Source organism: Tissierella sp. (assembly GCF_031460495.1).
Taxonomy (GTDB): domain Bacteria; phylum Bacillota; class Clostridia; order Tissierellales; family Tissierellaceae; genus JAVKTS01.
In genome coordinates this window covers 442,597-455,667 of the sequence record NZ_JAVKTS010000002.1, presented here as the reverse complement: position 1 = coordinate 455,667, position 13,071 = coordinate 442,597, and the positions used below count along the sequence as shown (strand labels likewise).

Here is a 13,071-nt window from a genome sequence, read left to right as displayed (position 1 = left end):
TTTACAGCTCCTTTAAATGAGATGTATCATTTAATAATTTTAATACATTATTAAAATCTCTACATTCGATTATACTTAAGGAAACATTCGATAATGAAATATTTTTATAATGAGAGATTTCAATATCTAATAGTCCTAAGATTATTGTTTTTAGAATTGCGCCATGGGATACAATAGCGATACTTTTATTATTATTTTCTTTTATAATTTTATTTATATATTTCATTGCTCTCTCTTGCAAGGAATTCAAAGTTTCCACTCCTTGAATATTCAATTTGTGTGGTTCTCTTAACCAAATCGAGTATTCATCTTTGTATTTTTCTTGTACTTCTTCATTAGTTAAGCCTTCCCATAAATTAAAATTAATTTCTCTAATTGAATCACTGACAAATAAAGGTTTATTTATTCTATTTGAGATTGCTTTTGCAGTATCATAAGCCCTAGTTAAATCACTAGTATAAATCATATCAATATTTTCATTAGCGAGTCTATCTCCTAAGAGTAAAGCTTGATTCTTGCCTAATTCAGTTAAAAGTGTGTCTCTTTGCCCTTGAATTTTGTTTAATTTATTCCATTCAGATTGACCGTGTCTAATTAAATATATTTTCGTCAATTCAAATACCTCCATATGCATTTTTAAAATTATATTTAATTATATTATAACAGAAAAATCATATAACAAACATTATCATTTATGATAACATTTATTATGATATAAATGTAGACAAATAAATCGATATTTATTATAATATCGATTTATTTGTTACTTACTATTTTCGTCATATACATTATATTTATTCCAAATATACTCTAAATCTTCAAAGGAAGAGGTAATATCCTCCTTTTTCTCCATACCTATAGATACGATTAAAGCGTTGATTAAACTCATAGGTGCAACTAAGGAATCTACAAAGGAAAGCATATCACTACTTGCGATTAAAGAAATATCTGAATCCTTTGATGCTGGAGATATTAAACTGTCTGTTATACTAATAATTTTACATCCTTTTTCACGGCAAAAATCTAATGCTTCTAAAGTTCTCTTGGAATACCTAGGATAAGATATTCCAATAATTAAGTCCTTAGAATCTGCTCTGAATAGTTGCTCGAATACATCATTTGGCCCTGAAATAATAACCTTTACATTTTTTAATATAAAGCTAAGATAAAAACCTAGGTAACCTGCTAAAAATGATGATGATCTTAACCCTAAAATATATACATTCTCAGCTTTCAATATTAAATTTATAGATTCTTGAAATGTGTTAAGATCAATTTCATTTATGGTTTTCTCTATGTTCTCAACATCTTTTCTCATTGCTTTCTTCAAAGCATTTCCCTTATTTGTATACTCGCTAGACATAGAAAGCCTTTGCACAGTTGTAAGTTTATTTTTTACTAGCTCATGTAATTCTTTTTGAAGATCCCTATAACCATCATATCCTAAAGTATTAGCGAATCTAACAACAGTAGATTCGCTAACATCAACAGTTTGACCGAGGATAGATGCAGTCATAAATGCTGCTTTATCATAGTGATTTATGATAAATTCTGCAATTTGCTTCTGCCCTTTACTTAAAGAATTAAAGTTATTTTGAATGTTCTTTATTAAATCAACATACATCTCCATAACAATCTTCCTTATGGTTTTTAATTAACATAAATCCTTCCTCTAGTGCTTTTTTATTAAGCTCTTCAGTACCTCTTGGAACTCTATCACACACTGCTTTCTCAAGGGATTCCTTGCTAACTACTTTCGTAAGCTCATATATACTTCCCAAAGCTACAATATTCGCAACCATTGGTTTTCCTAACTTATCCATAGCAGTCTCAATAATTGGCACAGAAAATATTTTAATATCATCTCTTTTAGGTTTTTCAGCTAATGATTTATCAATTATTAATATGCCACCTGATTTCAATGAATTTATATATTTGCCACATGCATCTTGTGTAAGTGCAAGCATAATATCACATTCATTGACTTTTGGGTAATTAATTTTATCTTTACTTATTATTACTTCTGCTTTACTAGCTCCTCCTCTAGCTTCAGGACCATAGGATTGAGACTGAACTACATTCAATCCATCATATAATGCTGCTTCAGCTAATATAATTCCGGCTAATATAAGTCCTTGACCTCCAGAACCTGTTAATCTTAATTCTTGACGTGACATATTATCTCTCCTTTGAAAAAGAATCTATAATCTTTTGGTATTCTTCTGTGTATTCTGGTCTAGTATTCTTATATAACTCTCCAACAACAAATTTACCCGCTCTTTGTTCATCTGTTAATTTATCATAAGCTGCTATATTAATAGCATTTTCTTTCAAATAAGTCATCATATCTACAGCTTCGCCTTTTTTGTTTTTTCTTCCATAATAAGTAGGACATATTGTCATAGCTTCAATGAAAGAGAATCCTTTGCTTTTAATGCCTTCTTCAACTTGCTTAATTAACATATTAGCTGTAAAAATAGTACCTCTACTTACATAAGTAGCACCAGCAGCCTTTGCAAGTTCACAAAGGTCAAAATTCATATCAATATTACCATAAGGTGCTGTTGTTCCTTTGTCACCTGTTGGAGTTGTAGGCGAATATTGACCACCAGTCATACCGTAAGTATTATTATTAAATACGATAGTAGTAATATCTATATTTCTCCTAGCAGCATGAATTAAATGATTTCCTCCGATAGCAGAGCAATCACCATCTCCAGTTATTACAATTACATTTAACTTTGGATTAGCAAGTTTAATACCTGTAGCAAAAGCCAGAGCTCTACCGTGAGTAGTGTGTAATGTATTAAAATCTAAGTATCCTGAAGCTCTTGAGGAACACCCGATACCTGATACTATACAACAATCATCTTTGTTTAATCCTAAATTATCAATAGCCTTTACTATAGCCCTTGTAACAATACCATTACCACAACCAGGACACCATATATGTGGTAGATTTGCCGTTCTGAAATATTCATTAACTAATTGACTAGGCATATTAAACCTCCTTAACAAAAGAAATAATTTCTTCAGGTGTTATAAGTTCTCCATTAACACGATTATATTTCTCTACCTTAGTGTATTTACCTGCAACTCTATCTACTTCTAAAAAGTACTGACCCATATTCATTTCTACAACTACTATGCGTTTGACTTTTTTAGATAAGTTAATTAACTGCTTTTCAGCTAAAGGCCAAATAGTAATAGGTCTAAATAAACCAGCTTTAATACCTTCTGATCTTAAAGTATCTACTGCTGATTTAGAAGATCGAGCCGTCGAACCAAAGGCTACTATAGCAACATCAGCATCATCTATTAAGTATTCCTGTACTTCTACTATATCATCTACATTATCTTCAATTTTATCGATCAATCTATTTATTAATGATTCAGCAATTTTTTCATTTCCAGATGGAAATCCTGATTCTCCATGGACTAACCCAGTTACATGGAATCTATATCCTTCACCAAAACCAGCCATTTCTGGAACTATATCTCCTTCTTGCACTTTATAAGCTTTGTATTCTTCCGGAGCACATGTTGGCTTCTTTCTATTTACAATTTCAATATCATTTACTTCTGAAAAATCAATTTTCTCTCTCATATGTCCAATAACTTCATCCATTAAAAGAATAACAGGAGTTCTATACTTTTCTGCTAAATTAAATGCTTTAATTGTTGTAGTATAAATTTCCTTTACTGACCAAGGATATAGTGCAATAATTGAATGATCCCCATGAGTTCCCCATCTAGCCTGCATTATTTCACCCTGAGCAGGTGCAGTTGGTAACCCAGTACTCGGACCACCTCTTTGAACATTTACAATCACACATGGTGTTTCAGTTATAATAGCGTATCCAATTCCTTCTTGTTTAAGAGAAAAACCAGGTCCACTAGTAGCAGTCATAGCCTTTTCTCCAGATAAAGCAGCACCAATAATTGCAGAAATACCTGCGATTTCATCTTCCATTTGAATAAACTTACCACCAATTTTTGGTAACCTCTCTGCCGAAATCTCTGCAATTTCAGTAGATGGTGTAATAGGATATCCTGCATAAAACTTCATACCTGCAGCTAGTGCACCCTCAACACAGGCTTCATTCCCTTGCATCAATCTAATTGTTTTTTCAGACATCTTATTTACCCCCTAAATAAATTGCAAAATCAGGACATCTAAGTTCACATTGTCCACATTGAATGCATGCATCTAAATCTTTAATATTAACCTTCCCATCTTTTATTTCAAGTACATTTTTAGGACAAAATGCAACACAGATCCCACAACCTTTACACCATTTTTTATCAACTGTAAGAGATTTTTCTGTCTTTGTTGGCAATTCAATTTCCCCCTTATGTAATATTTGTTAATTCAATAATAGCAAAGTAATATACTATTTGCAAGATTTATTTCATTATTTTGTAAATTATTTGATTTATGCAAGTTTTGTTTCATATCCCTTAAAAAAACAAGCCATTATGGCTTGTTTTAAACTGGATATGTTTTGAATTCTTCATTATATAATTCACTATCAATCTTATATTTTTCTGCTTGTCTTTGCTTAAAGAAAGTTAATGCAATTTGAGGAAACAATGCATAAGATAAAACATCTTCATCCTGTTCTATATATTGTTTGATTTCTTCCCTAAATTGATTTAATTGAGGCTCCATTAAATCTGCTGGTCTTCCAGTAAATACCTCTTCATCACCAATAATCTTCTTTTTAATATCATCGGGAATCGGCAATGTTGGTTTACCATATAGACCCTTTACATAATTTTTCGCCTCATTTGGTACCATTTTATACCTCTCACCTAATACAACATTAAATACAGCTTGAGTTCCAACCATTTGACTCATTGGGGTTACTAAAGGTGGATATCCAAAGTCTTCTCTTACTCTAGGAACTTCTTTTAAAACTTCATCAAATTTGTCTTCTGCACCTTGACTACTTAATTGAGATACTAAATTCGAAAGCATTCCACCAGGTACTTGATATATTAATGTATTTACATCCACATTTAATACTTTAGTATTAAGTAATCCTTCTTCCAAATACCTATCTCTTAATACTTTAAAATAATCAGATACCTCAAGTAACAATTCCATATTAATATCGGATGGATAATGAGGTGATCCTTCAAGAGACGCTATCATAGGTTCAGTAGCTGGTTGAGAAGTACCATTCCCTAAAGGAGAAATTGCAGTATCAATAATGTCTGCTCCTGCTTCTATAGCTTTCATATAAGTTTGATTAGCTATACCACTAGTAAAATGCGAATGTATTTCTATTGGAATAGAAATAACCTTTTTCATTTCCTTAACCAATTCTTCAGCAGGGTAAGGTAATAATATACCAGACATATCCTTTATACAGATTGAATCAGCTCCAATCTTTTCCATATCTCTAGCTAAATCAACGAAATATTTGGTATTATGAATTGGACTCGTTGTATATGAAATAGCAGCCTGAGCATGTCCTCCATATTTCTTTGTAAATTCTATTGATTTTTCAATATTTCTAAGATCATTTAAAGCATCAAATATTCTAATAATATCTATTCCATTTTCAATCGATTTCTTAACAAATTCCTCTAAAACATCATCTGGATAATGCCTATATCCTAATATGTTTTGGCCTCTTAATAACATTTGAAGCTTTGTCTTTTTAAAAGCACTACGAAGAGATCTAAGTCTTTCCCATGGATCTTCATTTAAAAATCTTAAGCAAGAATCAAATGTAGCTCCTCCCCATACTTCTAATGCATAAAATCCAACATTATCAAGTTTTTCTGCTATAGGAAGCATGTCTTCAAGCTTCATTCTAGTTGCTATCAAAGATTGATGAGCATCTCTTAAAATAGTATCTGTAAACTTTACACCTGTCATTATACTACCTCCTAGTTTTAGATTTTTCTACGCCAAATAAAATAGGCGGGAAATTCTTTTGGTTAATAAAATCGTATTTAATTGCATTGAATTCCTTCTGATCTAAATCTTTCAAAAATTCTTCAACCCCATTCTTCTCATCAAGTCCACCATCATGGCCTATATAACAGATAATCAGAATAATTGCATTTTCATTTAGAAGTCCAATCACTTTTTTTAAACTTATAAGAGTAGTTTCTTTAGTTGTTTTGATATTTTTATTTCCTTTAGGTAGGTACCCAAGATTGTAAATAGCAAAATCTATTTTTTCTTTGATATATAAATCTACATTTTCATGACTGTCTTCTATTAATTCTACCCTATTGTCTATATTTTCACAAGTTAAATTTTTCCAAGTTATATCTAATGCTTCTTTTTGAATATCAAAACCAATTACTTTACCTGTATTTCCTACTAATTGTGCAAGAAGTAATGTATCATTGCCATTACCCACAGTACAATCTAAAACTGTTTGTCCTTCTTTTACATGTTTATTAATAATATCTTTAGATATCTTTATAGTATTAACTATCTCATTATAAGTCATTACATCCTCCACAACTATTACAGCCTTTTTTAAATATGTCAGGAATATGAAGTTCTAGTCGATTATTCTTATTTAGCTCAAATCCTTTTTTAGCTAAATAGGAATTAGCTTCTTTATATAATATCTTTTTTATGCCTTGATTATCTAGTTTGCTCAGCAAGGCCCTAAGTAGAGCATCCCCTAGATTTTCTCCTCTACTGGCTTTTTTAATAACTAAATACTTCAAAGTCCAATCTTCATTTATTATCTCTGCTTTAGCTATCCCACATATATTATCATCCTCTATTATGGTATATACTAGACCTTCATCAGATAAATCTTCAATGTTTTCTTCAACTAATATCTGATTAATTTCTTTAGAGTCTTCTTCATTATGCTCATGCAATATAAACATGGTTTCCTCCGCATCAATTATAATTTCTTTAAATATTGAATTTCCTCTTCCTCAAGATATCTCCAATTGCCTATATTCAATCCACCAAGCTCTAAATCTCCAATTGATATCCTCTTTAACTTTTTAACAGGATGATTTATAGACTCACACATCTTCTTGACCTGCCTATTTCTACCTTCATGTATTGCAATATCAAGAACTGATTCATCATCATACCTTTTAGCTATCTTAATAAAAGCTTCAGCTGTAGGCTTTCCATCTATAATAAGCCCACGTCTAAACTTTTCTAGTTCCCATTTGTTAGGTACTCCTTCAACAATAGCTATATATCTTTTCATTACTTCTTTACTTGGATGAGTAAGTTTATAAGCCAAATCTCCATCATTAGTTAAAATTAATAAACCAGTAGTGTCAGCATCTAACCTTCCCGCAGGATAAATTCTTTCTTTTACTCCTTCAATCAAATCAGTTACTATTTTACGATCTTTTTCATCTTTTAAAGTAGTTACAAATCCTATTGGTTTATTTAACATAATGTAAACCTTTCTATTTTCTGCTACAATACGCTTATCATTTACCTTTACAATATCTTTAACTGGGTCTATAGTGACGCCTAGTTCTTGAATAACTTTGTTGTTGACTTTTACTACACCTTCTAATATTAACTCTTCTGCCTTTCTTCTAGACGCTACACCACATAATGCTATATACTTTTGTAATCTCATATAAAAGCCCCTTTCACATCTTGTATTACTATATTACCCTGTTTCTTTGTGAATGTAAATTAAATTGTGAAGATATCTTAATTATTCCTCAATTTATTTAACATTCTTTCTATAATTGTAGTTTCTTTTATATTAGTCTTTGCAATTATATTACTTTTGTCAATTAACTGTCCATTTAAATAAGTATAAATATATCCTATTTTAGTACCTTTCTCTATAGGCGCTTCAATAGTATCAGGAATCTCAAAACTAATTTTTATATTTTCTCTTTCACCTTCTTTTAAAGGATAAAAATAAGATTTTTCTGTTACTAAATTTACATATTCCTTATCTCCATTAATAACACTAGTCTTTTTCAAAAATTGATCACTAGAATATATCAGAGTAGATTTATAATTCTCAAATCCATAATCAAGTAATTTGTAATTATCATTAAACCAGTCTCTAGCATTTAAGGAAACTGCAATAAGTCTCATCCCATTTTTATTTGCAGAAGAAACTAAGCATCTCCCAGATTTCATCGTATATCCTGTTTTTACTCCGTCACCTCCCTCATATTCCCAAAGAGTTTTGTTTTTATTGTAATAATAATTATTGATTTCCCTGTTTGCTGTATATGACTTAGAACCCACAATATTTGCAAACTCTTTATATTTGAATGCTTCCTTTGTAATAATGGCCATATCATATGCAGTTGAATAGTGCAAATCATCGTGCAACCCATGAGGGTTGATAAAATTTGTATTTTCAGCACCAATTGATTTAGCTTTCTGATTCATCATATTTACAAATTCATCTGTAGATTTTCCAATATGTAAAGCAATAGCAACAGCTGAATCATTACCTGATCTTAGCATCAAGCCATATAACATATCTTTTAAGCTAATAACTTCCCCCTCACGTAAATAAATACTAGATCCCTCAATTCCAACAGATTCATCTTTTATCACAATTTTATCATCTAATTTTCCATTTTCCAATGCTAATAATGCTGTCATAATCTTAGTTGTACTTGCCATTGGCATTTTCTGATGCGCATTTTTCTCATATAAAACTCTACCTGTATTACTATCTAATAAGATATATGATTCACCATATAAATTAAGGTCTTCACCATAAACAATACTATAACTTAGTAACATTATTATCAATAATAAGATTATAATTATTTTCCTTTTCATAATTACCTCCAAAATTAATTTAAAAGAAGCAAGATTAATATCCTGCTTCTATCTTGATGTTAACTTCAATATTCTATTGCATTTGATTATAATCCATTTTCTCAGTTGAATTGCTATTTTTATTGCTAAATGATTGCTGTAAGTTATCTGCCATTTTTTCAACAAATCCAAATAAATTTGTCAATGCATTACTCCCTTCATCAACTGTCAGTAATTTTATCTGATCATTTCCAACTACAATAAAGCCAACTGGAGATACTGAAACACCAGCTCCACTACCCCCACCAAAGGGAAATTTTTCTTCAGTCAATCCATCTTTTTTATCTCTTACTTTATTAAATTCACTACCCCCTGATGCAAATCCAAATGATATCTTGGAAACTGGAATTATAACTGATCCATCTGCCGTATGAACAGCGTCACCAACAATAGTATTTACATCTACCATTTCTTTTAGATTATTCATTGTAGTTTTCATTAATCCTTCTATTGGATGTTCTGGCAATACTATCACCACCTTTTCTTATCTTTGAAATCCTAATGTATGCCTTAATAATATAAACCAAATTTACTTTTATTATGCATAAAAAAAATATTTCAAAAATATCTTGATTAAACAATGGTATTACTTGAATATCCTTCTCCTTAATCTTATCTATATCATTGTTCCTAAGGAAATATCCAAATACAATATTTATTAATGACCAAATAATTCCTATAGATATACCAAGTATATTTGGGTCTTTAAATCCTATATTAGTTCTAAAGTACAATTTACTTATATTTCCTTTGTCAATAAAATACTGAGTAAAATCTAAGTAATTTATCTTGTATTTCCGATGCTTGTTATTTTTATTATTATCTATAGTTATTTCTTTATTATCTGATTCAAACTCTTTTTTTAGTAATCCAAACAAATAGGTAATAGTTATCTTATACCTGGATATTTCAGTAAATTCATAATAAGTTTGAATTTTAAAAGGTATAAAAACTAGTATTAGGCATACTAGCAAAAATATATAGATATATATCATCCTCTCACTCCCTAAATGAACAATATCTATATATTTCCAAAAAAAAGAGAAATAATACTATAACTTGTATTATTTCTCTATATCATCATTCTCCATATCATCAATTATCTCTTTTAATGGAGGTAGTTTTTCCAAACTCTCTATCCCAAAAGTTCTTAAAAACACATCCGTAGTTCCATATAATATTGGTCTACCCACTCTGTCCATACGACCAAGCTCTATAATCAAACCCCGATCCATCAATGTCTCAATTGATTTGTCACATCTAACACCTCTTATAGCTTCTACATCCGATTTTATAATAGGTTGCCTATAGGCGATTATAGATAAAGTTTCCAATGCAGCATTTGATAGATTTCGTGCAATTTTTGTAGTTGATAATTTCTTAATCCACTCAAAAAGTTCAGGTCTTGTGCCTAGCTGATAAGAATCATTAGTTTTAATTATTCTAAGACCTCTCATGTTAAAATCAAATTCATCTATCATCTCATGAATTATTTTTGATAACTCCTTTTCATCAATCTCTAGAATTGAAGCTATATCTTTAATTCCTAGGGGGTCTCCCCATGTAAATAATAGGGCTTCAACAATAGATTTGATTTCTCTTATATCCATAAACTAATTCTCCTCATTTATTTTTCTGATAATAATTAAATCAGAAAAATCTTTTTCTTGCTCTACATTAATATATTTCATCCTAATCAATTCTAAGATAGAAAGAAAAAAAGTAATTATCTCTTTTTTTGTGCTTTCTTCATCAAGTAAATCGCTAAATTTAATGTTATTATAAAGTCCCAGTTTATACTTAATATCTTCCATGCATTGTTCTAATGTATATTCTTCTCTTTGTATTTCACTAATATCTAAGACTTTATCTCTTTTTGATCTTTTAACAATAATATTACTAAGGGATTTAAGTAAAACTTCTATATTCAATCCTTCAAGTTCCATCTCAAAGTCTTCATAATCTATTAAATCCTCTTTTGGTTTATAATAAACTTTAGATTGTAATATTTCAAACAAACGTAATTCTTCTGCAGCTTTTTTATATTTCTTATACTCCACTAATCTTCTAACCAATTCTGCTCTAGGGTCTATCTCTTCCATTTCCATTTGTAAATCATCAGAGGTGCTATTATTTGGAAGTAACATTTTTGATTTAATTTCTAATAAAGTAGCTGCCATTACAAGAAAATCTGCTGTTACACCTAGATTAATATCATCCATATGACGAATATATTCAAGAAATTGTTCAGCTATGTGACTTATAGGTATATCATAAATATCAATTTCTGCTTTATCAATTAAATGAAGTAGCAAATCCATCGGCCCTTCAAATTCATCTATCATTATTTTATAATCCATTTACAAAACTCCCATACCTATACTATTATTAATATTAATAAGTTTAATACAGCTTCTATAATTGGTCCCATTATTTTATCTATTGAATTGGTAGCTATAAGGATAATTAAGATAATATATAAGTACTTCTCATACATATAAAAGTAAAATTCTAATTTCTTTGGTAATAGAGATGCAAATATCTTCGACCCATCTAATGGGGGAAATGGTAGTAAATTGAACACCCCTAGCATAATATTATACCACATTGTAGTTAATATTATATTAAATAATATTTCATTAGTAATCAAGTTTGAAGTTAAAATGCTTCCGAAAATTATAGCCAAAATAAAATTAGTTAAAGGTCCTGCTACTGACACCAAAATCATACCGGTTTTTCTATTTTTAAAATTAAAAGAATTTATTGGAACAGGCTTGGCCCACCCAAATTTAAATAAAAGCAAGAATAAAAAACCAGTTAAATCTATATGTTTCAAAGGGTTCAATGTCAGTCTTCCAGCATCTTTAGCTGTATTATCACCTAACTTGTATGCAGTAAAACCATGAGCAAGCTCATGAAATACAATAGCAATAAAAAGTCCTGGTAATCTATAAATAACATCCATTTCTAACAACCTTCTTTCAAAATAACCTATACATAACATTATACAACCTCGACAATTTAAAGTCGAGGTTATTAAAAACTTTAGATTATATTTTATTTATCTACCATTCAAGTAACCATTAATGGTTCTTCCTAAAATATTAATTAAATTCGCCTTCTCAATGGTAGATTTAGAAACTAGTTTTATCCTATCTACTTCCTTGCCATTTAATAAAAGTACAAGGGTTCCGGCTTCATCACCTACTATAATTGGAGCGTCTAGTTGATCTGGTAAAATAATCTCTTTTTCAATGTTTCCTTGTTCTCCCTTTGGTAATAAGACATAGATATCTTTTTCCAATATAATCTCTACTTCCTGTAATTTTCCCTTTTCAACGGGTAAAGTAGCGATGGTATCTCCTTTTTTTCCAATAGATACAGAGTCGTAGTTTGCAAAACCGTAATCTAACATTTTCTTTGCTTCGTTAAATCTATTTTTAGAATTGTCTGCCCCCATTACTACTGATATTAACTCTAAATTGCCACGTTTAGCGGAAGATGATAAGCAGTAACCTGCTTCATTTGTTGAACCTGTTTTAATACCTGTAGTACCCTCGTATTCTTTAATCATCCTGTTAGTATTCACCATTGTTTGAATCCCAGATTTAGTTTTACCTACAGCCAAATCATACATATAAATAGTGAGCCAATCATGAACTTTATCATGTTTCAAAAGCTCCCTAGACATTAGTGCTACATCATAAGCAGATGTATAATGGTTTTCATTAGGCAATCCACTAGCATTTACAAAATATGTGTTTTTCATTCCTAAAGACTTTGCTCTATCATTCATTTTATTTACAAAAATTTCTTCAGATCCTGCTATAAATTCCGCTAATGCTACTGCAGCATCATTAGCAGACCTAATAGAGGTAGCCTTGAATAAATCTTCTACAATTTGAATTTCACCAGCTTCTAGATATACTTGTGACCCTCCCATTCCAGAGGCATGCTTGCTAATAACTACCTCATCCTTTAAGGAAATTCTACCAGAATCCACGGCTTCAATAGCTAATAATAAAGTCATTATTTTAGTAATACTTGCAGGAGCCAATCTATCATTTTCGTTTAAACTATAGATAATCTCACCAGTATTAACATCCATAAGTAAAGCAGATTTAGCATTGATCTTTAAATCTTCAACAGCATAAGCTTCTGTGGATATTGGAAAAATAATCAAAAGTAATAATATAATGGATAAAAGTTTTCTTTTCAACTTAATACCTCCATTTCATGTATTTGCTTTTATATTA

The 13,071-nt window shown here is 30.2% G+C and carries 17 protein-coding genes; all 17 read right to left on the bottom strand.

Going from position 1 to position 13,071, the window contains the following annotated elements; genetic code table 11:
- Window position 1: 1 nt before the first annotated feature.
- Window positions 2–613, bottom strand: coding sequence for a histidine phosphatase family protein (locus RIN63_RS06200; protein WP_310443835.1), 612 nt, complete (start codon window positions 611–613; stop codon window positions 2–4).
- Between the two features lie 150 nt (window positions 614–763).
- Window positions 764–1,630: a MurR/RpiR family transcriptional regulator gene (locus RIN63_RS06195; protein ID WP_310443834.1), complete on the bottom strand. Its 867-nt coding sequence runs from the start codon at window positions 1,628–1,630 to the stop codon at window positions 764–766.
- Complete coding sequence (locus RIN63_RS06190) at window positions 1,614–2,177, bottom strand: 2-oxoacid:acceptor oxidoreductase family protein (RefSeq protein ID WP_310443833.1); 564 nt, start codon at window positions 2,175–2,177, stop codon at window positions 1,614–1,616. Before RIN63_RS06190 ends, RIN63_RS06195 begins: the two co-directional genes overlap by 17 nt.
- 1 nt (window position 2,178) lies before the next feature.
- Complete coding sequence (locus RIN63_RS06185) at window positions 2,179–3,000, bottom strand: 2-oxoacid:ferredoxin oxidoreductase subunit beta (protein ID WP_310443832.1); 822 nt, start codon at window positions 2,998–3,000, stop codon at window positions 2,179–2,181.
- 1 nt (window position 3,001) lies between these two features.
- Entirely contained in the window at window positions 3,002–4,138 is a 1,137-nt protein-coding gene (locus RIN63_RS06180; RefSeq protein ID WP_310443831.1) for a 2-oxoacid:acceptor oxidoreductase subunit alpha, read from the bottom strand.
- A 1-nt stretch (window position 4,139) separates the two neighbouring features.
- The gene (locus tag RIN63_RS06175; RefSeq protein WP_310443830.1) at window positions 4,140–4,340 is read right to left on the bottom strand and encodes a 4Fe-4S binding protein; all 201 of its coding nucleotides are present in this window, start codon (window positions 4,338–4,340) and stop codon (window positions 4,140–4,142) included.
- 149 nt (window positions 4,341–4,489) lie between these two features.
- Window positions 4,490–5,890, bottom strand: a complete 1,401-nt coding sequence (locus tag RIN63_RS06170) for an oxaloacetate decarboxylase subunit alpha (protein ID WP_310443828.1) — start codon at window positions 5,888–5,890, stop codon at window positions 4,490–4,492.
- Window positions 5,891–5,894: 4 nt separating this feature from the next.
- A complete protein-coding gene (locus tag RIN63_RS06165) occupies window positions 5,895–6,476 on the bottom strand; it encodes a class I SAM-dependent methyltransferase (RefSeq protein ID WP_310443827.1) in 582 nt (193 codons plus the stop codon).
- A complete protein-coding gene (locus tag RIN63_RS06160) occupies window positions 6,466–6,870 on the bottom strand; it encodes a GNAT family N-acetyltransferase (RefSeq protein ID WP_310443826.1) in 405 nt (134 codons plus the stop codon). Before RIN63_RS06160 ends, RIN63_RS06165 begins: the two co-directional genes overlap by 11 nt.
- A gap of 17 nt (window positions 6,871–6,887) precedes the next feature.
- Window positions 6,888–7,595, bottom strand: coding sequence for a pseudouridine synthase (locus tag RIN63_RS06155; protein ID WP_310443825.1), 708 nt, complete (start codon window positions 7,593–7,595; stop codon window positions 6,888–6,890).
- 77 nt (window positions 7,596–7,672) lie between these two features.
- Entirely contained in the window at window positions 7,673–8,776 is a 1,104-nt protein-coding gene (locus tag RIN63_RS06150; protein WP_310443824.1) for a D-alanyl-D-alanine carboxypeptidase family protein, read from the bottom strand.
- A 73-nt stretch (window positions 8,777–8,849) separates the two neighbouring features.
- The gene (gene ytfJ / locus RIN63_RS06145) at window positions 8,850–9,281 is read right to left on the bottom strand and encodes a GerW family sporulation protein (RefSeq protein ID WP_310443822.1); all 432 of its coding nucleotides are present in this window, start codon (window positions 9,279–9,281) and stop codon (window positions 8,850–8,852) included.
- Window positions 9,235–9,810: a DUF2953 domain-containing protein gene (locus RIN63_RS06140; RefSeq protein WP_310443821.1), complete on the bottom strand. Its 576-nt coding sequence runs from the start codon at window positions 9,808–9,810 to the stop codon at window positions 9,235–9,237. Before RIN63_RS06140 ends, ytfJ begins: the two co-directional genes overlap by 47 nt.
- A 69-nt stretch (window positions 9,811–9,879) precedes the next feature.
- Window positions 9,880–10,425 carry an SMC-Scp complex subunit ScpB gene (gene scpB / locus RIN63_RS06135; RefSeq protein WP_310443820.1) on the bottom strand — a complete coding sequence of 182 codons (546 nt, stop codon included), beginning with the start codon at window positions 10,423–10,425 and terminating at the stop codon, window positions 9,880–9,882.
- A gap of 3 nt (window positions 10,426–10,428) precedes the next feature.
- Window positions 10,429–11,175 (bottom strand): segregation/condensation protein A, encoded by a 747-nt coding sequence (locus tag RIN63_RS06130; RefSeq protein WP_310443819.1) that lies wholly within the window; start codon window positions 11,173–11,175, stop codon window positions 10,429–10,431.
- A gap of 17 nt (window positions 11,176–11,192) precedes the next feature.
- A complete protein-coding gene (locus tag RIN63_RS06125) occupies window positions 11,193–11,819 on the bottom strand; it encodes a site-2 protease family protein (protein ID WP_310443818.1) in 627 nt (208 codons plus the stop codon).
- A gap of 57 nt (window positions 11,820–11,876) precedes the next feature.
- The gene (locus RIN63_RS06120; RefSeq protein WP_310443817.1) at window positions 11,877–13,034 is read right to left on the bottom strand and encodes a D-alanyl-D-alanine carboxypeptidase family protein; all 1,158 of its coding nucleotides are present in this window, start codon (window positions 13,032–13,034) and stop codon (window positions 11,877–11,879) included.
- Window positions 13,035–13,071 lie beyond the last annotated feature (37 nt).

Excerpts from the sequence above, each read along its gene's own strand:
- RIN63_RS06130 (WP_310443819.1), bottom strand. The coding sequence starts at position 11,175 with ATGGATTATAAAATAATGATAGATGAATTTGAAGGGCCGATGGATTTG.
- RIN63_RS06140 (WP_310443821.1), bottom strand. The coding sequence starts at position 9,810 with ATGATATATATCTATATATTTTTGCTAGTATGCCTAATACTAGTTTTT.
- RIN63_RS06195 (WP_310443834.1), bottom strand. The coding sequence starts at position 1,630 with ATGGAGATGTATGTTGATTTAATAAAGAACATTCAAAATAACTTTAAT.
- RIN63_RS06180 (WP_310443831.1), bottom strand. The coding sequence starts at position 4,138 with ATGTCTGAAAAAACAATTAGATTGATGCAAGGGAATGAAGCCTGTGTT.
- RIN63_RS06165 (WP_310443827.1), bottom strand. The coding sequence starts at position 6,476 with ATGACTTATAATGAGATAGTTAATACTATAAAGATATCTAAAGATATT.
- RIN63_RS06190 (WP_310443833.1), bottom strand. The coding sequence starts at position 2,177 with ATGTCACGTCAAGAATTAAGATTAACAGGTTCTGGAGGTCAAGGACTT.
- RIN63_RS06160 (WP_310443826.1), bottom strand. The coding sequence starts at position 6,870 with ATGTTTATATTGCATGAGCATAATGAAGAAGACTCTAAAGAAATTAAT.
- scpB (WP_310443820.1), bottom strand. The coding sequence starts at position 10,425 with ATGGATATAAGAGAAATCAAATCTATTGTTGAAGCCCTATTATTTACA.
- RIN63_RS06185 (WP_310443832.1), bottom strand. The coding sequence starts at position 3,000 with ATGCCTAGTCAATTAGTTAATGAATATTTCAGAACGGCAAATCTACCA.
- RIN63_RS06150 (WP_310443824.1), bottom strand. The coding sequence starts at position 8,776 with ATGAAAAGGAAAATAATTATAATCTTATTATTGATAATAATGTTACTA.
- RIN63_RS06170 (WP_310443828.1), bottom strand. The coding sequence starts at position 5,890 with ATGACAGGTGTAAAGTTTACAGATACTATTTTAAGAGATGCTCATCAA.
- RIN63_RS06155 (WP_310443825.1), bottom strand. The coding sequence starts at position 7,595 with ATGAGATTACAAAAGTATATAGCATTATGTGGTGTAGCGTCTAGAAGA.
- RIN63_RS06125 (WP_310443818.1), bottom strand. The coding sequence starts at position 11,819 with ATGTTATGTATAGGTTATTTTGAAAGAAGGTTGTTAGAAATGGATGTT.